Origin of the sequence: Cucumibacter marinus DSM 18995, from assembly GCF_000429865.1 — a bacterium.
Taxonomy (GTDB): Bacteria; Pseudomonadota; Alphaproteobacteria; order Rhizobiales; family Devosiaceae; genus Cucumibacter; species Cucumibacter marinus.
Genome location: NZ_KE386979.1, coordinates 247,998 through 270,722, shown reverse-complemented (window position 1 = coordinate 270,722; position 22,725 = coordinate 247,998). Strand labels below are relative to the sequence as shown.

18 protein-coding genes are annotated in these 22,725 nt (G+C 62.4%); 9 read left to right on the top strand and 9 right to left on the bottom strand.

Features of this window, described 5'->3' with window-relative positions; genetic code table 11:
* Positions 1–102: 102 nt before the first annotated feature.
* From G489_RS0116885 to G489_RS0116860, 6 genes are all read right to left on the bottom strand, one after another.
* The gene (locus tag G489_RS0116885; RefSeq protein WP_029042503.1) at positions 103–1,110 is read right to left on the bottom strand and encodes an AraC family transcriptional regulator; all 1,008 of its coding nucleotides are present in this window, start codon (positions 1,108–1,110) and stop codon (positions 103–105) included.
* A gap of 105 nt (positions 1,111–1,215) precedes the next feature.
* A complete protein-coding gene (locus tag G489_RS0116880; RefSeq protein ID WP_029042502.1) occupies positions 1,216–2,730 on the bottom strand; it encodes a sugar ABC transporter ATP-binding protein in 1,515 nt (504 codons plus the stop codon).
* The gene (locus G489_RS0116875; RefSeq protein ID WP_081691646.1) at positions 2,727–3,770 is read right to left on the bottom strand and encodes an ABC transporter permease; all 1,044 of its coding nucleotides are present in this window, start codon (positions 3,768–3,770) and stop codon (positions 2,727–2,729) included. Before G489_RS0116875 ends, G489_RS0116880 begins: the two co-directional genes overlap by 4 nt.
* 16 nt (positions 3,771–3,786) lie before the next feature.
* On the bottom strand, positions 3,787–4,779 hold the full coding sequence (locus tag G489_RS0116870) for an ABC transporter permease (RefSeq protein ID WP_029042500.1): 993 nt from the start codon (positions 4,777–4,779) through the stop codon (positions 3,787–3,789).
* A gap of 78 nt (positions 4,780–4,857) precedes the next feature.
* Positions 4,858–5,655, bottom strand: a complete 798-nt coding sequence (locus G489_RS0116865; protein ID WP_029042499.1) for an SDR family oxidoreductase — start codon at positions 5,653–5,655, stop codon at positions 4,858–4,860.
* 73 nt (positions 5,656–5,728) lie between these two features.
* Entirely contained in the window at positions 5,729–6,682 is a 954-nt protein-coding gene (locus G489_RS0116860) for a sugar ABC transporter substrate-binding protein (protein WP_245578956.1), read from the bottom strand.
* Positions 6,683–6,947: 265 nt separating this feature from the next.
* Here G489_RS0116860 and G489_RS0116855 point away from each other — a divergent pair, with 265 nt between their 5' ends.
* The 9 genes from G489_RS0116855 to G489_RS0116815 all read left to right on the top strand — a co-directional run bounded on the left by G489_RS0116855 (position 6,948) and on the right by G489_RS0116815 (position 17,504).
* Positions 6,948–8,726: an ABC transporter substrate-binding protein gene (locus G489_RS0116855; protein WP_245578954.1), complete on the top strand. Its 1,779-nt coding sequence runs from the start codon at positions 6,948–6,950 to the stop codon at positions 8,724–8,726.
* Between the two features lie 21 nt (positions 8,727–8,747).
* Entirely contained in the window at positions 8,748–9,554 is an 807-nt protein-coding gene (locus G489_RS0116850; protein WP_029042496.1) for an SDR family NAD(P)-dependent oxidoreductase, read from the top strand.
* Positions 9,555–9,633: 79 nt separating this feature from the next.
* Positions 9,634–10,935: a M24 family metallopeptidase gene (locus G489_RS0116845; protein ID WP_029042495.1), complete on the top strand. Its 1,302-nt coding sequence runs from the start codon at positions 9,634–9,636 to the stop codon at positions 10,933–10,935.
* 10 nt (positions 10,936–10,945) lie between these two features.
* Positions 10,946–11,974, top strand: a complete 1,029-nt coding sequence (locus G489_RS21215) for a thiamine pyrophosphate-dependent dehydrogenase E1 component subunit alpha (protein ID WP_035873244.1) — start codon at positions 10,946–10,948, stop codon at positions 11,972–11,974.
* Between the two features lie 10 nt (positions 11,975–11,984).
* Positions 11,985–12,980, top strand: a complete 996-nt coding sequence (locus tag G489_RS0116835; protein ID WP_029042494.1) for an alpha-ketoacid dehydrogenase subunit beta — start codon at positions 11,985–11,987, stop codon at positions 12,978–12,980.
* Entirely contained in the window at positions 12,970–14,331 is a 1,362-nt protein-coding gene (locus tag G489_RS0116830) for a biotin/lipoyl-containing protein (protein ID WP_029042493.1), read from the top strand. The genes G489_RS0116835 and G489_RS0116830 overlap by 11 nt, the downstream gene beginning before the upstream one ends.
* 16 nt (positions 14,332–14,347) lie before the next feature.
* Positions 14,348–15,811, top strand: coding sequence for an NAD-dependent succinate-semialdehyde dehydrogenase (locus G489_RS0116825; RefSeq protein ID WP_245578952.1), 1,464 nt, complete (start codon positions 14,348–14,350; stop codon positions 15,809–15,811).
* A 9-nt stretch (positions 15,812–15,820) separates the two neighbouring features.
* On the top strand, positions 15,821–16,729 hold the full coding sequence (locus tag G489_RS21210) for a 2-oxo acid dehydrogenase subunit E2 (protein WP_051332766.1): 909 nt from the start codon (positions 15,821–15,823) through the stop codon (positions 16,727–16,729).
* 7 nt (positions 16,730–16,736) lie between these two features.
* Positions 16,737–17,504 carry an SDR family oxidoreductase gene (locus tag G489_RS0116815; RefSeq protein WP_029042491.1) on the top strand — a complete coding sequence of 256 codons (768 nt, stop codon included), beginning with the start codon at positions 16,737–16,739 and terminating at the stop codon, positions 17,502–17,504.
* Between the two features lie 147 nt (positions 17,505–17,651).
* On the opposite strand, the gene guaA is transcribed toward G489_RS0116815, so the two are convergent.
* From guaA to G489_RS0116800, 3 genes are all read right to left on the bottom strand, one after another.
* Positions 17,652–19,214, bottom strand: coding sequence for a glutamine-hydrolyzing GMP synthase (gene guaA, locus G489_RS0116810; RefSeq protein ID WP_029042490.1), 1,563 nt, complete (start codon positions 19,212–19,214; stop codon positions 17,652–17,654).
* A gap of 9 nt (positions 19,215–19,223) precedes the next feature.
* Positions 19,224–22,127 carry a DUF2339 domain-containing protein gene (locus tag G489_RS0116805; RefSeq protein ID WP_029042489.1) on the bottom strand — a complete coding sequence of 968 codons (2,904 nt, stop codon included), beginning with the start codon at positions 22,125–22,127 and terminating at the stop codon, positions 19,224–19,226.
* A gap of 83 nt (positions 22,128–22,210) precedes the next feature.
* Complete coding sequence (locus G489_RS0116800; protein WP_051332765.1) at positions 22,211–22,696, bottom strand: TspO/MBR family protein; 486 nt, start codon at positions 22,694–22,696, stop codon at positions 22,211–22,213.
* Positions 22,697–22,725: the final 29 nt, after the last annotated feature.

Here is a 22,725-nt window from a genome sequence, read left to right as displayed (position 1 = left end):
GTCAAAATGATGACCAAGGGTTAGACGAAAGCCACGCTGCCGGTATTTGCCGAGCCTGCCACGGTTTTGGCCGAGCCTGCCAATCAGCGCCGATCGGGCCAGTCAGGCGGGATGAACGCCCTTGCGGAAGGCGCCGGGGGTTTGCCCTGCCCAACGCTTGAAGGCGCGATTGAAGCTCGACTGCTCCGCAAAGCCGGTGAGAAACGCCACTTCTGCAATCGAGAACCGGTCTTCGCTCAATAGCGTCTCTGCAAGGGACTTCTGGGTGTTCTCGAGAACATCCTGATAGGAAAGACCGGCTTCCGACAGGCGCCGGTAGAGCGTGCGCTCACTCATGCCCACTGCCCGCGCGACCGACCCCGCCCTCGGAATGCCATCACTCAGGGCCTCGGCAAGGTGTTCGGCCAGCACTCGCTCGATGGTCGCCTCGGAAGAAAGCGCACCGAGTTCCGCATCGAGATGGTCGGTCAGAAACCGCGAAACGGCCGGATCGCCCAGCCGGGTCGGCAGATCGAGCACAGGCGGCTGCAGTGCAATCGCGTTCTCGTCGGCCTCAAAACGCACCGGACAGCCGAAATAGGCCTCATAGCGTTCCACTTCACCGGGCGCAGAATGCCGGAAGGACACAAACTCGAACTGGAGCTCAGGCCCGACAAACTGCCGGAAGACGCGGCAGAAACCCGCAAGCGCACATTCATTGCGCAGATTGAGCGCAGGATGCAGACCCGCCGGCTGCAGAAGCCTGAAGCGGTAAGGCGTTACGCTTTCGTCAAGCTGATAGGCAACCGTATCGGTCAACAAACGGAAATAGCGCACGGCGCGTTCCAGAGATCCGCGCAGCGTCGGTGCGGTTTTCATCGCAAGGCCCAGCGCACCGAGATTATCCACGTCAACGGCCTCGGCATAGGCAAAGGCCAGCCCGGCCCGATCCGGATATTGGCCGCTGACCCAGTCGATGATGTCAAAATAGTCCTTGTCGGACAGCCTGCCCCGGGCAGCCTCGACACGGCGGACCGCCTTCCCGCCATCGAGAAGCTGCCCATCCGCTGTGAGCTTCAGCCCCGCCGCACTCGCCAAAGCGCGCACAAATGCAACTGTCACGGTCCCCATAAGCAGAGAATATCACGGAAAACCGCAATGCGAACAACGCTCAAAACGCGGTCTGGGAGTCAGACCGGATTTCGCTTGGGGGGCCGGGTTAGCGCGACGACACGATCAGGCGGCTGCTTCGTCACCACTGATCCCGGAGATCGCCTGCACCAGATTGTCTTCATTCACCTCGGCAGCCGTGAACTCCCGGGTTATGCGCCCCTGATACATCGCAATCACCCGGTCCGACACGCGCAGGATTTCCGGCATTTCCGAGGAGATGACGATCACCGCATAACCGGACCGAGCGAGCTCGCGGATGAGATTGTGAATCTCGGCCTTGGAGCCGACATCGATACCGCGCGTCGGCTCGTCGACGATCAGCAGGCGCGGTTTCATGGCCAGCCATTTGCCGATGACGATCTTTTGCTGGTTACCGCCCGAAAGATTGCCCACAAGGCTACGCCAGGTCGGCGCCTTGATGTCGAGACGATCGCGATACATGTCGTAAATCGCGACTTCGGCGCCGTTCGAGACGAACGGCCCCGCCGTCATGTCTCCAACCTGCGGCAAGGTGATGTTGTCGCGGCAATTCATTCCGAGAACCAGGCCCTGTTCCTTGCGGCTTTCTGGCACCAGCGAGATACCGTTGGCGATCGCCTCTGCAGGAGAGGCGATGGAAACGTCACTGGAATTGAGCCGGATCGATCCGGCTGTGGGTTCGCGCAGCCCGAACAGGGTTTCGGCGATTTCGGTACGCCCGGCCCCCACCAGCCCGTAAAACCCGACAACCTCGCCTGCGCGTACGTTGAAGCTGACATCCTCGAACAGCTTGCCGCAGGACAGGCCGGCGACCTCAAGAACCAGATCGCCGAACTCGCCTGAACTTTCGTTGCGCGAATAATCAAGGCTGCGCCCGATCATCAGCTGCGTGACTTCGTCCTCATCCGTTTCGGCAGTGGTGAGCGTTCCCCGGTAGGTCCCGTCCCGGAGCACCGTGATCCTGTCGGAAATGGTGAAGATCTCTTCCATCCGGTGGGAGATATAGACGATGCCGACCCCGTCAGCCTTGAGCTCGTTGATCACATCGAACAACACCACTTTCTCGGCATCGGTCAGCGAGGCTGTCGGCTCATCGAACACGACCACACGCCCTTCATGGGTCAGGGCACGGGCGATCTCGACCATCTGCTTCTTGGCAATCGACAGCTTGCCCACCTTGGTGCGCGGCCCGAAATCGCAATTCAGTTTTTGCAGGATCGTCCCGACGCGGTCGTCGAGAATCTTCCAGTCTACAAATCCCAGCCGCGACCGCGGCAGTTCCCCCAGGAAGATATTCTCGGCAACCGTCAATTGCTCGGCCAGCGAGAGTTCCTGGTGGATCAGGATGACCCCGTTATGTTTCGCCTCGATCGGATTGGCCATAATCGTCGGCCGGTCCTCGATCAGGATCTGGCCCTCATTGGGCTGATACATGCCCGCGAGCACCTTCATCAGCGTCGACTTGCCGGCGCCGTTCTCGCCCATCAGCGCGTGCACCTCGCCAGGCCTGACCTCGAAGTCCACCCCGTCGAGCGCCCGCACACCAGGGAAGGTCTTGACGATTCCCTCAAGCCGGAGGGCCGGTTTCACGTCGCTCATAGCCGCAGCCCCTCTTCACCCTGCCGGTTCAATTGCTTGTCGAGGAACAGGACCGCGATCAGGATCGCGCCCAGGATGACAAGCACATAGAAGGCAGGCACCTGCATCAGGTTCATGCCGTTGCGCAGAATGCCGATCGCCAATACGCCGCCAAATGTGCCGATGATATTGCCTGCCCCGCCGGTCAGCTTGGTGCCGCCAAGCACGGTCGCGGTGATGACCCAGAGCTCGTAGTCCCGGCCCAGATTGGGCGTCGATGCCCCCATTTGGGTCGACAGCGTGATGCCGGCCAGTGCCGCAAAGAAACCCACGATCATGAAGTTGATCATCATGTGCGGGCCAACCCTGATGCCTGCATTCACGGCCGCTTCCCGATTGTCGCCAACAGCGTAGGTGTTCGCGCCGTGAACCGTGCGCGACAGCACGATGTGAACGAGCACGGTGAAGACGAGGAAAACCCATGCCAGTGTCGGCAAACCCAGAAAGCTGCTGGCACCGAAATCGGCATAGGCGAAGTTCATCGCGAAGAACGACTGTTCGCCGGTATAGACAAAGACCAGACCACGCACGCCGAGCATGGCACCAAGGGTGACGATGAAGGCGTCGACCCCTGTTTTCCAGACGATCAATCCATTGAGGGCCCCCAGGAGGACCCCTGCCCCGAGCCCTGCGACGACCGCCGGCAAGATCTGCAGGTTCCCCCAGCTCTCAAACACCGGCCATCCCATGATGTCGACGGTCAGGCTGGCGGCAAGCGCCACCACGGCACCCACCGACAGGTCGATATTGCCGTTGATCATCACAAGCGTCATGCCAAGAGCGATCAGCCCCAGGGTCGATGTCTGCACCAGGATGTTCTGGAAATTGCCGAGCGAGAAGAAGTCGTCGGTCATCAGCGAGAAGAAGATAAACACGATGACGACGAAGGCCCAGATCGGATGGCCGAGCAGCCACCGCAACGAGCTGCTCCACCCGGATGAGCCCTTGCCCAGTTCCCGGGGCAATTTCGAGGGCCCCTGCCCCGCGGCTGACTCTGCCATTTCCCTTACTCCTCCCTCAGCTGATCGACGACAGCAGTCGCCCGCGCTTGGCTGCAACATCGAGCCAGACAGCTAGGATGATGACGATCCAGGTCACGATCCATTGCGCGAAATAGGGGTATCCCAGCAGCAACAATCCGTTCTGGATGAAGCCCAGGATCAGAACCCCGATGACGGTCTTGAGAATGCTGCCGGACCCGCCAAGCAATGATGTCCCGCCAAGGATCACTGCAGCGAGCACCAGAAGTTCGTATCCCTGTCCGACATTATTCTGTGAGCCCATCACCCGGCTGCCCAGAATGATCGCCGCAACGCCAACGCAGAAGGACGACACCAGATAGGTCGAAAACACGACCCGGCGGCGGCGGATGCCGGAGAATACGGCGGCGGTGGAATTGCCGCCCACCGCGTAGATTCGCCGCCCATAGGGCGTGAAGGCAACGATCATGCCCACGATCAACGCCAGGCCGAAAAAGATGATGATCGGCATGTCGACACCGGCGATATCCCCGCGGCCGAACACGCGGAACCAGGTGGTATCCTGGGTGCTGGGATCGATATCGACATTCTTGCCCCCTGAATAAATCAGGGTCAGCCCCTGGATTGCAGAGAGCATGCCGAGCGTCACAATCAATGAATTGAGACGCACGAAACCGATCAGGAAGCCGTTGAAGGCGCCAAGCGCCAGAACGCAGGCCATCATGACCAGGATGGCGGGACCCGGGCCGATCTTGTCGTGCAGATCGACAACCATGACGGTGCCGAAGGACAACATCGAACCGACGGAAAGGTCGAGGTTTCCCGATATGACCACCACGGTCACGCCGAGGGCCATCACCCCGATCATGGCCGAAGACCTGACCACGCTTTCAAGGTTATCGAAGCTCAGGAATTTGTCCGAACCGATACCGAACGCGATCATGGCGGCGATGAAGGCAATGAAAATGCCGTTCCGGGCCACAAGACCCTTGAGGTCACCACCAGTCAGCTTTTGCGCAATCGAAGACATTCGCTGTGCTTCCTTGTGTGCGTGAACCGGGCTGGTGCGTATTCTTCTGATACGCACCAAACCCGGCGGTCGGACCAGTCAGACCAATGTCATTCCGCCATCGATCATCACGATCTGACCGGTCATGTAGTCGCTTTCGGGCGACGCCAGGAACGTCGTCGTGCCTGTGATATCTTCCGGTTTGGCGACCCGCCCGCGCAGGATATCGGAGGCGAATTCTTCCATCGCCTGACCCGGTTCTTCGGATGCCCCGATCTCCATGAGATCCCGGTCGACGCTGTCCCACATCTCGGTATGCACCACGCCAGGCGCGAAACCGGTGACCGTGATGCCGTGTTTGGCGAGGTCGCGGGCGCCTGACTGGGTCAGCGAGACGACGGCCCATTTCGAGGCGCAATAGGGAGCCACATTGTCAAAACCCTGTCGGCTGGCGATCGAGGCGGTGTTGATGATCTTGCCGCCATGCCCCTGGGTGATCATCTGGTTGGCAGCTTCCTGCATGCCGATCAGAACGCCCAGCCCGTTAACGCCCATGATGAAATTCCAGTTGTCCTCGGTCACATCGAGGAAGTTCATCGGCTTGTTCACACCGGCATTGTTGAACTTCACGTCGAGCCGGCCAAATTCGCCAACCACCGCTTCGATCATGGCCCGCACCGCATCGCGGTTGGTCACATCGACACCGCATGACATGACCCGGCCTCCGCCTTCTGCCGCGCGTTGCCGGTTCGTCTCGGCAACCTCACCGGCCCTGTCCGCATCGATATCGGCGAAGCAGACATCCGCGCCTTCATCAAGCAGCGCTTCACCGATGGCCCGTCCAATTCCCCGGGCTGCGCCAGTAACGAGACAAACTCGTCCGCCCACTCGTCCCATGGAAGTACCTTTGGGGTCTGGATGCATGCGCGGACCCCGAAAACGGGGCCCGCGTGCACCTAGGGAGGATTGATCAGAACACCGGCTTGGTGAACTGGTCCATGTTGTCCTGCGTGATCTTCGGCGTATCGAAGTAGTTCAGGAACGGAACGTCCTCGCCGGCGACAACCGCCTTGGCCGTGGCCAGCGCGTTCTTCGCATCATCGACCGGGGACTGATAGATCGAGCCCCAGTATTCGCCGCGGCCCATGGCCTCGTAACCGACGGCGAAGTTGGTCGCCCCCACGAAGATGATCCCTTCACGGCCTGCCGCCTTGGCCGCATTCAGGGCGCCAACGCCCATATTGTCGTCACCCGCATAGACGCCGTCGATATCGTCATATTTGACGAGGAAGGCCTCCATCACGCGCTGGGACTTCTCGCGGTTCCAGTCGCCCGGCTGTGTCTCGAGCAGTTCCACATCAGGGCAGACCTCGGGGAGACGGTCTTCGAAGCCCTGCGCCCGTTCGATGGCGGTCGTGTAGCCCGGCTGGCCGGAAATCTGGACGATCTTGGCCTCGCTCTCGATCCCCATCTCCTTGAACTTGTCACACATGATCTCCGCGGAGCGCGAACCTTGGGTGATGTTGTCCGGACCTGAGAAGGATTCGATGAAGTCGAAGCCCTCTTCGGCGATGTTGGAGTTGGTGATGACGACGGGGATGCCGGCATTGTCAGCTGCCCGGACGGCGGGCACAACGGCCTTGCCATTGGTCGGCCAGATGATCAGGGCATCGACCCCCTGCTGCACCAGATCCTGGATCTGAGCGATCTGACGGGCAACATCGCCGCCCGCATCAAGCACCACGGCCTCGACCGAGGGATCGGCCTCGGCCGATTCGATGAAGGCCTGCTCATAGGTCGTCTGATAGCTGTCGACACCCACATTGTTCTGGGTGATGCCGACGGTGATCGTCTCCTGGGCCAGAAGCGGCCCGGCATACGCGACGCCTGCCAGCGCAGTCGTCCCGGCGATCAAATTTCTCATTGTGGTGTTCATAGTGTGTGTTCCTCCCGTAACCAATTCTTGCTGGCTGCTGTTCTGGCCGATTTTGACAGCGGCAACCCCGCAGCACTGGGGGCACTCAAACAGTGCGGCGATCATTCCCTCAAAGCGCCACCAATAATTTTCAGATTGAACAATTTTTAGTTCAGAATGGACAATTCGCTTCTGTCGCCAGTTTTTCAAAATGAACAATCTGAGAGGACACGCCATGGAAGACGGCAAGAAATCCACACCGGGAAAAAACAAGATGTCTGCCTTGGCGGAAATCAGAGAGCACGAACCGGAACTCCGGCCGAATGCCCACCTGCCCCGCCAGGACCATCCAGTATCGCCCCGGACAAGGGCCGAGCTTCTGGAAATCCTCGCTTTCCTTGAGGCGTTCGAACTGGAAACCGAAACCGCGCTCGAACTCTCGACAACGGACCCCTACTTCAAGATGGCCACCTATCTCATGCGCACGCATCTGGAAGCCACAGCGGTGACACCGTCATCCCTGACCGCTGCAGCTGGCGTGCCGCATGCGACGGCGCTCAGGCGCCTGAACGAGATGATCGCCGCCGGGCTTGTCGAACAACGCCCACGCACGCGCACCGGCAAGAGCTTCACGCTGCATCCCAGCCTTCGACTGATCGAGGACTGGGCGAAGATGAGCGACCGCATCCGACGCCTGAGCATCAACACCTTTGGCGCCAGCAATGCGGAAGCGGAAACCCGCGACTACTATTTCGGCGGCTCTTATATGGGCGGTCACTCGATCCAGCCACCCAGCGTTCTTTCGGAACCGCTGACGCTGGCCGGCGGCCTGCGGATCCTGGTCCACGGCGACCCGACCTTCATGGTCATGGACACGCTCAAGCGTCAGTTCGAACAGGTGGTCGGCGCCAAGATCAGCCAGCGCGCCTTTTCCATCGACCGGCTTCATGAGGAAGCGAGGCGCAACGCCCAGCGCAAGACCAGCCGCTACGACATCATCGCGGTGGACCTGCCCTGGATCGGCGAATTCGTCGAAAACAACATGCTGCAGCCGCTCGATGAGATCATGGACACCGACCGGCTCGATCCGGGCGACTTTCACACCGCCGGCTGGCAGGCGGCGCACTGGGGCGGCAGGCCCTATGGCGTGCCCAGCCAGACAACGCCGGAGCTCCTGTTCTATCGCCGGGACCTGTTCGCGCAGGCCGGACTCGAACCGCCAACGACCACGGACGCGGTGTTGCGGGCCGCCCGCGAATTCCATGATCCCGCCCATGGCCGCTATGGAATCGCCTGGAATGCGGCGAGGGGCACGGCTCTGGGCCACCAGTTCATGATGACGCTGGCCGGCTTCGGTCAACCTGTCTTCAACCTGCGCGAGATTGCCGGCGGTTTCGACGCCCGGCATCTCGACAGCGAAACGCTACGCCCCACGATCGATACGCCCGCCGGGCTCGAAGCTGCGGAATACCTGCTGGCTCTGGCCCAATATTCGCCGCCCGACATTTTGTCGATGTCCTGGTATGAGCGCGTCCGCCCCTATGCTGCGGGCAAGATCGCGATGGCCTATGGCTACACCCTGCTCGCGCCCTATTTCGAGCTCGACCCGACCTCGCCGGCGCGCAGCCAGACCGGTTATCTGCCGCATCCCGCCGGCCCCCATGGTGCGCCGATCGCGCCGGTAGGCGGCTATGTCCTCAGCATTCCCACCAATCTGCCCGAGGAACGCCGCCGCGATGCCGTCGAGGCGCTGGTCGCCTTCACTTCGCCGGAAGCGCAAAAACTCTATGTGCAGAACGGCAGCCGGACTTCGCCACGCTACTCGGTGGGGGCCGATCCCGAAGTGCGCGGATTGTCTCCGATTTTCGAAGCAGTAGACGGAATGTCCTGGCGCGACGAACTCCAGTTCTGGCCGCGCCCCCCGGTGCCCCAGATCGGCGACATCATCGAGATCTGCGGACAGGAATTCCACGACATGCTGCGCGGCATCGCCACGCCGCGCGAGGCGCTACAGCGCGCTCAGGCCAGAACAGAAGACGTCATGAGAAACTAGAAGAATACGAGGGAGGAAGACATGGATCCGAACCGGCTCAAGGGCAAGAACATCCTGATTACGGGCGCTGCGCGCGGCATGGGCGCGGCCAACGCCGAGCATTTTGCCGAACAGGGCGCCAATGTCTGCATTGGCGACATCAACCTCGATGGCGCCCAGGAAACGGCCGAGCGGATCAACAAGGCCGGCAATGGCAAGGCCATCGCGGTCAAGCTCGACGTGACCAGTCGCGAAGACAATGCTGCCGCCGTCAAGGCGACCGTAGACGAATTCGGCATGATCAATGTCGGCCTGTTCAATGCAGGGCTCAACAAGCCCCGGTTCTTCATGGACATCGATGAGGACAACTGGGACCTGATCATGAACGTCAACACCAAGGCGATGTGGCTCGGGATGCAGGAAACCGCCCGCCAGATGATCGCCCAGGGCAAGCAGGATTACCCTTACAAGCTCATCAATGTCGGCAGCATCGCCTCGCGCAAACCGCTGGTCGACGTCACCGTCTACTGCACCTCGAAATATGGCTGTCTGGCCCTCACCCATTGCGGCGCCATCGGGCTGGCGGAGCACAACATCACCGTAAACGGATATGCCCCGGGAGTGGTGGTCACACCCCTGTGGGAACAACTCGACAAGGACCTCGTCGATATCGGCTTCAAGCAGCGCGAAGGTCAGGCCTACGAAGACATCGTCAACGATGCCCTGCAGATCAAGCGGGTCTCCTACCCGGACGACGTGAAGGGAACGGCGGCATTCCTGGCCAGCCCGGAGAGCGACTACATGACCGGCCAGATGATCCATATCGACGGCGGCTGGTGCATCCAGTGACCGGGGGCAAGCGACCCCATCACCATTTTCCGCTTCAAAGGCACAAGGCGCGCCGCGAAGGCGCCCATCGGAGGCAATCATGAATACCACCGCGCTCAATCCGCGTATCCTGCAGCCGGGCGATATCGACCCCAACTGGCGCTGGGACAAGCATTTGCCGGCGCTGGGACACACCGCTGTGGATTTCGAGCGGCGCGTCGATCACGACCGTCTCCGCCGGTATCGGCTCAGCCGCGCCAAACAGGCCCTCAAGAACTCTGAATGTGGCGCCCTTCTGCTCTTTGACGTCAACAATATCCGCTATGTCTCGGGCACCAAAATTGGCGAATGGGAACGCGACAAGATGTGTCGCATGTGCCTGCTCGCCGGCGACGAAGAACCCTGGACATGGGATTTCGGTTCGGCGGTCGTTCACCACAAGGAATTCTGCGACTGGCTCGACCCCGCCCATTGCCTGCCGGCAGTGACCGGCATGCGCGGCACAATTCCGCCGCAGCTCGGTTTGATGAAGAAATATGCCAAGCAGATTGCCGGACTCCTGAAGGAGGCAGGCGTCGCCGATATGCCCGTTGGCGTCGACTATGCCGAGACGGCCATGTTCTTCGCCCTGCAGGATGAAGGCATCAAGGTCGTGGATGGTCAGCAGGTCATGCTCGGTGCCCGCGAGATCAAGAATGTCGACGAAATCCAGCTGCTGAACCAGGCCGCCTCGATGGTGGACGGCGTCTACCACATGATCTGGGAAGAGCTGAAACCGGGTGTCCGGGAGAGCGATATCGTGGCGATGTCAAACAAGATGCTCTACGAGATGGGCTCGGACGATGTCGAGGCGATCAACGCGATCAGCGGCGAGCGGTGCAACCCGCATCCGCACAACTTCACCGACCGCTACTTCCGGCCAGGCGATCAGGCATTCTTCGACATTCTGCAGTCCTATCAGGGCTATCGCACCTGCTATTACCGGACGTTCAATATCGGCCGGTCGACCCCGGCCCAGCGGGACGCTTATGTAAAGGCGCGCGAATGGCTGGACGCCGCAATCCAGGCCATCAAGCCGGGCGTCACGACAGACAAGGTCGCCTCGCTCTGGCCCAAAGCCGAGGAATTCGGCTTTCCCGACGAACTCTCCGCCTTCGGACTTCAATTCGGCCATGGCCTGGGGCTGGCGTTGCACGAACGGCCGATCATCAGCCGGGTGATCAGCCTCGAGAACCCGATGGAAATCCAGACCGGCATGGTGTTCGCGCTCGAGACCTACTGCCCGGCCGCCGACGGATACTCCGCCGCCCGCATCGAGGAAGAGGTTGTCGTCACCGATACCGGCTGCGAAGTGATCAGCCTGTTCCCGGCTGAAGAACTGCCGATCTCCCACCGGTATTGAGGAGCCTGCCATGGCCGCCAGGAACGCAACCAGGAACGCAAGCAGGAACACAAGCAAGCGGGCAACCCGGAACAACAGCGACGCCTATGTCCGCATGTATCGCCAAATGGTCCGCATTCGCGCATTCGAGGACAACGCGAACCAGCTCTATCTGTCGGCCAAGATGCCGGGGCTGACCCACATGTATTCGGGACAGGAGGCGGTGGCGGTCGGCATTTGCGAGGCACTCGAGGACAGCGACAACATCACCTCGACCCATCGTGGCCACGGCCATTGCGTGGCCAAGGGAGCCGAGTTCAAGCAGATGTTCTGTGAACTGCTCGGCAAGGAAGAAGGCTATTGCCGGGGCAAGGGCGGCTCGATGCACATCGCCGACCAGAGCCACGGCAATCTCGGCGCAAATGCCATCGTAGGCGGGTCGATGGGTATCGCCACGGGCGCCGCGCTGACCGCCAAGCGCCTCAATACCGGCAATGTGGCGGTCTGTTTCTTCGGTGATGGCGCAACCGCGCAGGGGCTCTGGTACGAGGTCATGAACATGGCCGCGCTGTGGAAACTGCCGGTGATCTATGCCTGCGAGAACAACGGCTATTCCGAATACACCAAGACCGAGGAAATCGCCGCGGGCTCGATAACTGCAAGAGCGGAAGCCTTCGGCATCGAGGCCTTCGAGGTCGACGGCCAGGATGTACTGGCGGTCAACGACCTGACGACAAAGCTCGTCGCCCGCGCACGCAAGGGCGAAGGCCCGTTCTTCATGAACCTCTCAACCTACCGCTACCACGGCCACCATGTCGGAGACATCAACCGTGACTACTACCGCTCGAAGGATGAAGAGGCCGAATGGAAGGACAAGCGCGATCCGATCACCAATTTCGGCAAATGGCTCGAGGACGAAAAGATCATGACCGCTGAGGAACTGGTCGCGCTCAACGACGAAGTCCGCGCCGATGCCGAGGCAGCCGTTCAATACGCACTAGAAGCGAAATACCCCGACGGCAGCGAAGTCACCATGCATGTCTTCCACGAGCCGGCCTGAGGAGCACCCGATGCGAGAGATCACCCTTTCAAAGGCCGTGAACGAAGCAATTGCCGAAGAGATGCGCCGCGACGACACGGTGTTCCTCATGGGCGAGGACGTCGCCGAGGCCGGCACACCCTTCAAGGTGCTGTCCGGACTTGTCGAGGAATTCGGCACCGAGCGTGTCATCGACACGCCGATTTCCGAGCCGGGCTTCGTCGGCATGGCGGTGGGCGCAGCGATGACAGGATCGCGTCCGATCGTCGACCTGATGTTTGGCGACTTCCTGTTCCTGGTCATGGACCAGTTGTGCAACCAGGCCGCAAAGACCAGCTACATGTCCGGCGGCAAGCTGAACGTTCCCATGGTGCTCCGGACCAATCTCGGCGCGACCAGGCGGTCGGCGGCCCAGCACTCGCAGTCTTTGCATGCGCTGGTCGCGCACATCCCCGGTCTGAAGGTCGCCTTGCCCTCCTCTGCCTTTGAGGCCAAGGGCCTGATGAAGACCGCGATCCGCGATGAAAACCCGGTCGTGATCTTCGAAGACAAGCTGATGTACAACGACAAGGCGCCGGTACCCGAAGAGGAGTTTCTGCTGCCATTCGGCCAGGCCAACATCGTGCGGCAGGGCCGCGATGTCACGCTGGTGGCCACCTCCTCGATGGTGCAGGTCTGCCAGAAGGCTGCCGAACTTCTCGAGAAGGACGGCATTTCGGCGGAGATTGTCGATCCGCGCACCATTGTGCCGCTCGATGAGGACACGATCCTCGATTCGGTTCGCAAGACGTCGCGCGCGGTCGTTGTCGACGAAGGCCACCAGAGCTTCGGCGTCACCGCCGAGATTGCATCACGCATCGGCGAAAAGGCGTTCTATCATCTCGATGCACCGGTTCAGCGCATGGGGGCGATGGATGTTCCTGTGCCTTTCTCCCCCGCGCTCGAAGACCTCACCGTACCCACGCCGGAAGCAGTGGCGGAACGCGCTGGCATGATCTGCCGCGGGGAGCTCGTTCATGCCGCATGAGGTCATCATGCCCGCTTTGGGCATGGCGCAGGACACAGGCCTGCTGGTCGCCTGGCACAAGAAGGTCGGCGACCCGGTCAACGCAGGCGACGTGCTGATGGAAGTCGAGACCGACAAGTCGACCATGGAGGTCGAGGCGGGAGCAGACGGCTATCTGACCGAATTGCGCGCCGAGGCCGGTTCCGATGTCCCGGTCGGCGATGTGGTGGCCGTCATCGGCGACACCGCGGAAGAAGCCCGATCGGCGCCCGAACCAGGCAAAACCGCAACTGGGACGGACACGACAGAGCCTGAACCGACGCAGACCGGCCTCTCCGGGCCAGACGATGGCAACACGGTGATCATGCCGGCCCTCGGCATGACGCAGGACACGGGTCTTCTGGTGGCGTGGCACAAGGAGCCCGGCGATCGGGTTGAGGCAGAGGACATTCTGCTCGAGGTCGAAACCGACAAATCGACCATGGAAGTGGAAGCCGGACACAGCGGCTATGTCGCTGAACTGCGCGCCGAGGCCGGTGAATCCGTGCCCGTGGGAGACGTGATCGCGGTGATCACCGCCGAGAAGCCCATGAATGCAACCCGCACGAACGCAACCCGCACGGCACGCGTCGACGGGACGGGGCCAATGCCACTGGAGGAACAGCCCGCCCCCGCCCCGCAGCGTAAGGAGGCCCCGGCGCGACCCCGCCGGGTCACCACCACACCCACACCCCATGGCCGGATACTCGCGTCGCCGAAGGCCCGGCGGCTTGCCGCGGAACAAGGCCTCGACCTGGCGCGGCTGATCGCCGAAGGCATCGAGCAGCCCTACCATGTCGCCGACCTCGAAACGCTTCGAACCCTGCCTGATCGCGGCACCGCGACGGCTGCTGAAACGCCTGCCGCGATCCGGCTGACGGCAACTATTCCGACGAACGGGATCGAGACCCTGAGGACATGGCTGACCGAGGAAACCGGCCGTCCCGTGTCTTCGTCTGCGATCCTGGCCGGCCTCGCGACAGGGACACTTCGGAACTACGCGTCCGACCCGTCAGCGCCCATTTCGGTTGCCGTCGAGGACCCCCTGTCGGGAAGAAGTTGCTTTGTTGACGCAGACATAGCGGGCCTGGCGGGCGCGGAACCAGGCGAAGACAATGGCCCGGCTCTCGTGCTGCGCGATCTAACGGCCACAAGGCTCACCGGCCTCAGTCTCGGCGCCGGGCCGGTGCCCGTCGTGACCCTGACCCGGAGCGGCAACGAGACGGTGATCGCGCTCGAGGCGCGGCCAGACGCCCTTACCGAGAATGACGCAATCGCGTTGGTCACAGAGTTTGCCGCGCGGCTTGAAACGCCGTTGCGCCAGCTCCTGTGAGTGCAAGGAGACCATCATGCCGGACATGAATCCCCGAGCCGTGAATGCGGCCATGAATACAGACCTGTTCATTGACGGCCAGTGGCGTGAGGGCGCCGATGGCGACCGTTTCGATGTCATCAACCCGGCCGACGAAAGCGTGCTCGCGTCTGTCGCCTCGGCAACGGTCGATGACGCCAGAGCAGCCTTAGACGCAGCTCAAAACGCGTTTGCCGGGTGGGCCGCACGCACGCCGCGCCAGCGGGCGGAAGTGCTGCGCAAGGCCTTCGAGCTCTTCACCGAACGCCTCGAGGACTTCGCGCGGCTAATCACCCTCGAGAATGGCAAGGCCCGTGCCGATGCCATGGGCGAGGCCACCTATGCGGCAGAGTTCTTCCGCTGGTTCTCCGAGGAAGCGGTACGCGCGGACGGGATGATCACCCAGGCGCCGAGTTCCGGTGCGCGCATCTTGGTGCAACACAAGCCCGCGGGCATCGCGGTGCTGGTGACCCCGTGGAACTATCCGGCGGCAATGGGCACCCGCAAGATCGCCCCGGCCCTGGCGGCAGGCTGCCCGGTCATCATCAAGCCGGCATCGGAAACCCCGCTGACCATGCTTGCCCTGATGCCACTGCTCGAAGAAGCCGGTGTACCGAAGGGCGTGGTCAATGTGTTGCCGACACGCCGGACCGGTCCCGTCGTCGATGCGATGCTGCATGACCCGCGTGTTCGGGTCATCTCCTTCACCGGCTCGACCGGCGTGGGGCGGACACTGCTCAAAGCGTCGGCCGACCAGGTGCTGAAACCGGCCATGGAACTGGGCGGCAACGCACCGCTCATCGTATTCGAAGATGCCGATATCGACATTGCGGTCGAAGGCGCGATGCTCGCCAAGATGCGCAATCTCGGCGAAGCCTGCACAGCGGCCAACCGTATCTATGTTCATGAGGCCATCGCCGAAGCCTTCACCACCCGGTTCACCGCGCGCATGGCGGATCTCAAAATGGGCAATGGCCTCGAGCAAGGCGTGGATGTGGGCCCGCTCGTCAATGCCGACACCCGCAGCAAGGTGGCAGAATTCGTCGACGACGCCATTGGAAAAGGTGCCGAATTGCGTCTGGGTGGAAAGACGCCGTCAGGCAAGGGGTATTTCTATCCGCCAACTGTGCTGCTGGGCGTGCCCGAAGACGCCCTTTGCGTGCATGACGAAATCTTTGGTCCGGTTGCGGCGATCCAGACCTTCTCCGATCAGGACGATGTCATTCGCCGCGCCAACGACACCGAATATGGCCTCGTCGCCTATGTCTTCACCGAAGATATGAAGCGTGGCCTGCAGGTCTGCGAGAAACTCCAATACGGCATGGTTGGCCTTAACCGTGGACTTGTCTCGGACCCGGCAGCCCCGTTTGGCGGCGTCAAGCAGTCCGGACTTGGCCGCGAGGGCGGCCATGAGGGCATGCTCGAATTCATGGAAACCCAATATATCTCGGCAAGCTGGTAGGGCCGCGCCATGTCCAACCCCGGCCCCCAATCACCGATCGCCAGCCCCGCGACCCGCGCCTTTGCCGGCCGCAAGGGCGTCGATATCGACGCGCTGGCTGCAGAGATCGGACGTGAATCGATCGCCCGCGAGGATGTCGAGCGCAAACTGTCGGGCGACAGCCCGGCGCCAGCGCCGACCGGCACCCACACCCGCTACTGGGATGTAGATCATGCTGAATATGGCCCCGTCTCCGAAGAGCCTTTGTCGCGTTTTGCCCAGGTAGCAGCCGGCAACATGGCCGCAGCCCAGGCGCTGATCCCGGCAGTGACCCATCACGACCGCGCCGACATGACGGCGGTCGAGACGTTCCGCAAATCGATGAAAACCGAGGCCGCCGAACGCGGCATCCGGCTGACGGCGCTTTGTTTTCACGTCAAGGCGCTGGCGCGGGCGCTCACCGCCTTCCCGCGATTCAACGCCTCATTATCGCCGGACACCAAGACACTCATCCTGAAGCACTATGTTCATATCGGCATCGCGGTCGACACGCCGCATGGCCTGACGGTTCCGGTGATCCGCAACGCGGACCGCAAGGGGCTCTGGCATATCGCGCGGGAGATCGCCGAGCTGGCGGCCAATGCTCAGGCACGCAAGATCCGCCCGGACGATATGGGTGGTGCATCCATGACGATTTCCAATCTCGGGGGGATTGGCGGCATTGGATTCACCCCGATCGTCAACCCGCCGGAACTGGCGATCCTGGGCATCACCCGCACCGAAACTGTACCTGTCTGGAACGGAGAAGCCTTCGAGCCGACCGAGATGGTGCCGCTCGATCTGAGCTACGACCATCGGGTGATCAACGGCGCCGACGCAGCGCGGTTTCTTGCTCATTATGCGCGGCTATTGGCCGATCCGCGCCGCATGCTGGTCTAGCCCGGACATGTCCGATGAGCCCACAGGCATCGATCTGAGCGCCAGGATTGCACTGGTCACCGGGAGCAATCGCGGCATCGGCCGGGCAATCGCAACGGCCCTCGCCGCGGCCGGCGCCGACATTATCGGGGTCAGCGCCAGCATGAAAGCCGATGGCGGAGAGGTGGGTGAAGAGATCCGCGCCATGGGGCGCAGCTTCGCCGGCATGGCATGCGATTTCTCCGAGCGTGCTGACCTCTATCGTCTTGTCAGCGCCCTTGAAGACCGCGACATCGATATTCTCGTCAACAATGCCGGTATCATCAGGCGGGCGCCGGCAGCCGAGCATGGGGACGAGGACTGGGATCACGTGATCGCGGTCAACCTGACCGCCCCCTTCATCCTGTCGCGCGAGATCGGAAAGCGGATGATCGAGCGCGGCAGCGGCAAGATCATCTTCATCGCATCGGTTCTCAGTTTCCAGGGTGGCATCAACGTGCCGGGCTACGCCGCAGCCAAGGGCGGGATCGCGCAACTGACCAAGGCGCTCGCCAATGAATGGGCCGGCAAAGGAGTGAATGTAAACGCCATCGCCCCCGGCTATATCGCCACCGACAACACAGCCGAGCTACAGGCTGACAAAGAGCGCTCGGCCGCATTGCTGGCGCGGGTTCCGGCAGCCCGCTGGGGTGTCCCTGCCGATATCGGCGCGATGGCTGCATTTCTGGCAAGCGATGCAGCAGCCTTCATCCACGGCACGGTCCTGCCGGTCGATGGCGGCTGGCTCGGACGCTAGCGACCCTTCGAGCATAGCTCTCAGGGTGTTCGCAGGTGAAACCAAAATGCTTGCGAGGGGCCCGATGCCTTCGGCATCTCCCTCGCGTTCGCAAGCTGCCGACGATTCACAGGATCGTCGGCTTGGCGCAAAGCGCCAACCGCTTGCTCACTCCCATTCGATCGTGCCGGGGGGCTTGGAGGTCACGTCATAGACAACGCGGTTGATACCCTTGACCTCGTTGATGATCCGGGTCGCAGCCTTGCCGAGAAAATCCATCTCATAGGGATAGAAATCCGCGGTCATGCCATCGACCGAGGTCACGGCGCGCAGGGCGCATACGAACTCATAGGTTCGCCCGTCACCCATCACACCGACGGTCTGGACGGGCAGCAACACGGCAAAGGCCTGCCAGATCTTGTCGTAGAGACCGGCCTTGCGGATCTCGTCGAGATAGATCGCGTCGGCCTTGCGCAGGATCTCAAGCTTGTCGCGGCTCACCCCGCCCGGACAGCGGATGGCGAGACCCGGCCCCGGGAACGGATGCCGGCCGACAAAGCTCTCGGGCAGGCCGAGCTCACGTCCCAGTGCCCGGACTTCGTCCTTGAACAATTCGCGCAACGGCTCAACCAGCGCCATGTTCATGCGCTCGGGCAACCCGCCCACATTGTGGTGCGACTTGATGGTAACCGAGGGCCCGCCGGTGAACGACACGCTTTCGATCACGTCCGGGTAGAGCGTGCCCTGGGCGAGGAACTGCGCCCCGCCGATCTTGTTGGCCTCCGCCTCGAAGACCTCGATGAACAACCCGCCAATGATCTTGCGTTTGGTCTCGGGGTCGGACACGCCCTCAAGCTTGCCAAGGAACAGGTCCTGCGCATCGGCATGCACCAGCGGAATGTTGTAATGCTCGCGGAACAGCGAGATCACTTCGTCCGCCTCGTTCATACGCATCAGGCCATGATCGACAAAGATGCAGGTGAGCTGATCGCCGATCGCCTCGTGGATCAGTACCGCCGCGACCGAACTGTCGACTCCGCCGGACAGGCCGCAGATCACCTTGCCGTCGCCAACCTGCTCGCGGATCTTTTCGATCGCATGGTCGCGATAGGCGGCCATGGTCCAGTCGCCGGCGCACCCGGCGATCTTGTGTACGAAATTCGAGATCAGGGCGGCACCATCCGGGGTGTGCGCTACCTCCAGATGAAACTGGGTGCCGTAATAGCGTTTGTCTTCATTCGCGATCATCGCGAAGGGCGCGCCGGTGGAGGTGGCGATGACCTCGAAGCCTTCGGGCAGCGCGGTGACGCGGTCGCCATGGCTCATCCAGACAGGGTAATGACCGGCCTCGGTCCATACATTCTCGAGAAGCGGCCCCGCCTTTTTGACCTCGACGGTGGCGCGGCCGAATTCGCGCCCTTCCTCATCGCCCGGTTCCACCCGGCCGCCCAGTGCCTGGCACATGGCCTGCTGGCCATAGCAGATGCCCAGAACCGGCACCCCGCTCTCCCAGACAAAGTCCGGCACGCTCGGCGCATTCTCGTCGACAACACTGGCCGGCCCGCCCGAGAGGATGATCGCCTCGGGTTTGAGCGCCTCATAGGCGCCGTCGACATTGTTGAAGGGATGGATTTCGCAATAGACCCCGGCTTCACGAACCCGCCGCGCGATGAGCTGGGTGACCTGTGAACCGAAATCGATGATCAGAATGGATTGGCTGTGGTCCGACATTGCCGGGCTTTATCCCTGCTTTGGCGATTCCGCAAGACCCTCGTCCCCGTCCAGCGCGGGCGAATCGCCGCTCCCGGCGCTCGGCGGGCCGGGCCGCGTGGGTGGCCGCTTGGACAGCCCGAACGCGAAGCGGGCATAGAACCAGCTCACCGCCAAAAGCGAGAGCCCGAGCGCAAAGAACGACAACACCCGCAGCAACCCGTCGAGCACCTGCGCATCGACGAGGAAGGCCTTGGCAAGCGTGGCGAGGATGAAGGCGAAGGACGCCGCCCGTGCCGGCAGGGAACGGAATATGATTCCGCCGGTCAAAAGCACCAGCCCGAACACCAGCAACAGGACGGAGTAGGCGTAGTTCTCGGCCTCGAACACCTCACCCTGCAGGCCGGTGCCGTGGAAGCCGAAACGGATCCAGAGGACGCCCATGGCCAGCATCAGCGCCAGCCCCAGCACATAGATCGCCCAGCGTGCGAATGGGTGAATGCCCACAGTGCCCCAGCTTTCCGCCAGCGCATAGGTTGAGGCCACGAGGATCGCCGTCGTTCCGAAGGTGACTGGCAATATGTTGATGTAAACATTGCCCGGCACCTCGACGAGCGGCCAGCCCTGCAGGAGCGGAAGCAACAGCCCGAACAGCATCAGGCCGGCAGACGACCCCGCGACCACGAACAACGCCGAGCGGGCCACGACCATTCGCCCGAGCAGGTGACCCGCGGCTGCAAATGTCAGCGCCAGCGCCAGCTCGGTATTGTGCAATTTGGCTGCCGCCACAAAGCTCGTGCCGCCAATCAGATCGAACCAGTTGGGCAGAACCACGAAACCGAGACCGAGCGCAGCAAGGATCGGCGCCGCGATATCGAGCAGGTCGATCAAACGCGTGCGCGTGCCCGGACCGAAGGCAGACCCTGCGGCGAAAAGCACCGCCGCCGGCAGGATCAGCATCATGCCCGGCGCATCCCAGAATGGCTTGGCGGCGAGGATCTGTTGCGCCACCAGAATTTCTTTTGTCGCGGGATCGTTGACCAGCACGCCGCTCAACAGCAGCAAGCCGCCATAAATGAGGGCGAACAGCCAGCCCACCCATTCGAGCGCCGGCTCGCTCAACCGGCGGTGCAGCAGCGCCAGGGCCAGCACCTGCAGCGCTGCCGCGGCCGGATAGGCCAGCGGATCGAGCAGCAACACCACCGCAATCGAAACAAAGCCCGTGACCGCTGTCGCGAGCGCCGCAAAGGTATGGCTGCGCGAGGCGTCATCGGTGACCCGGCGAGCCGCATAGACAAGCGTGCCGAGATAGAGAACGGCAAGACCCAGCGCCAGGGCAGCCCACATGGTCGCGTTTTCCTGCGCCACCTGCCAGCCCGCGTGTTTGAGCAGTGCCAGCCCGTAAAACAGGAAACCGGTCGCCGCACCGAACGCCGCCCAATGCCCTGCCCGCACGCTGCGCGCAATGCCGCTGAGCGCGGTAACGCCGAACAGGCCCGACAGCACCACAAGGCTCAACAGGAACAGTCCCGGCTCCGGATTTTCCCAGCCGAGCAACACCGCGCCGCCGGCAATCAGCGCGATGGTCGCTGCGCGTCGGACCGTCGCGGGTACCAGAAGCGCCATCAGACAGGCAATGCCGGCCAGGACATAATAGATCTGCCAATAGCCAAGCGCATGGCCGCTCTGGTGCACCATCCAGGCCGAGGCAACCAGCGACAGGGTAATCGCAGACAAGAGCTGCAGCGCAGCCCCGTCGTTCGCACCGCGCCGCCGCCCCGCCTGTTCGCTTTCCTCACGGGTGCGATTGGCAGCCGAAGCGCCAAAGACGAGTGAAAACAGCGGCAGCGCGGCCAGGAAAATGCCAAGGACGAGAGTTTCCTCCGGCACCATTTCGGCGAGCGGCACCAGATAGAGCGCCGGCCCCGCAAGCGCCAGCGTCGCCAGCACCCACCAGTCGCGGTGACGCGCCACCGCGAGCACGGCGAAATAGATCGCGGCGAGATAGCCCAACAAAACGGAAAGACTGCCCTCGGTGCTGGCAAAAAGCGCCGGGGTCAGATTGCCGCCCACCAGCGCAACCACAACGATCACGCGGCCGAAGCTCAACGAAATCGAGATCGCCACAAAGGTCACCGCAGCCATGGCGGCGAAACCGGCTATCGGCGGGATCAGCCCGTAAAGATTGGCCGCGGCATAAGCCGAAACATAAAGCGCGGTGATGCCCGCTGCCGCGATGGCCGCGGCGATGGCACCCGCATTGCTGGTGGTCAGCCAGCGGCGCACCAGAGGCGCGGCGATCAGCGCGAAAAGGCCGGCCAGAACACCGGCAACGACCCGTGCGGTCGGGCCGAACAGCCCGGATTCGATCGAGAAGGAGACGAGGAAATACATGCCGACGCACAAGACCACCGCGCCGATCCAGACCGGCAGCTGCACACCGAGGAACCGCTCCCAGGCCCGGGGCGGTTCGTCGTGATGGCGCTCCGGCTCGGGAACCGCCGACGTTGCGGGCTTTTCGGGCGCAGATTTTTCGGGCGCAGGCGTTTCCAAGGCCGGCTCGGTGTCAGCCGCCGTAATCTTTTCCTCGTCCGCCTCTTCAGTCGCGTCTTGCTCTGCACGGTCCTGATCTGCGCCGTCTTGTGCCGGTTCTTCGGCTCTGACGGAGGGCGAAGGTTCGGAAACGGCGGGCACAGAAACGGGTTCGGATTCCGCGCGCTCTTCAGCCTCGGAGGCGTCGGCATCAGCTAACGGCGTGGGGACCGGCGCCTGCCGGGCCCTGAGCGCGTCGAGATCGCGCTGCAGCTGGGTGATGTCGTCCTTGAGGCGGTCGATCTCGCTGGAATCGCGTCCGCGAGTCAGGGCGATAATGGACAGAATGAAGGCCGCGAGCGCGGCGATCAGCGCGATTCCAAAGGATCCAGTCGGATTCATTTATGCTTCCCTGCCCGCCCCGCGGCATAAATTCACAAGGCGGACCAAGGGTCAAGCAGGGGAAACCCGATCTCCCCGACAGGTCAGTTGAGGATCGCGACCGATATGTTCAACAGGCTCGCAAACCCGACCCATGCTGCATAGGGCATGAACATGAACGAGGCGCGCTTGTCGATGCGCCAGGCCAGGGCAATGAAGCCGATGATCACCGCAAGCAGACTGACGATGATCACGGCTGCCGGCCATAACATTTCCCATGAGAAAAACACGGGCGACCACAGCCAGTTGAGTGCAAGTTGCGCGACCCAGAGGCCGAAGACCGGCGTTCGCCAGTCCCGCCGCCAGATCAGCCAGCCCGCGGTACCGATCAGCACATAGAGCACGAACCAGACCGGCGCGAAGATCCAGTTGGGCGGATTGAAGGGCGGCTTGTCGAGCCCCTGATACCATGCACCGGGCGCTGTCTGGGTGCCGATCAGGGCGCCCATGGCAACAACCAGAAAGACAAAGCCCGCCAGGGCAATCCATTGGCGGGGCGCAGATTCGTGGCGTGGTGCTGTTTGAGTCATGATTCTAGAACGCATGACCGGGCGTTTGG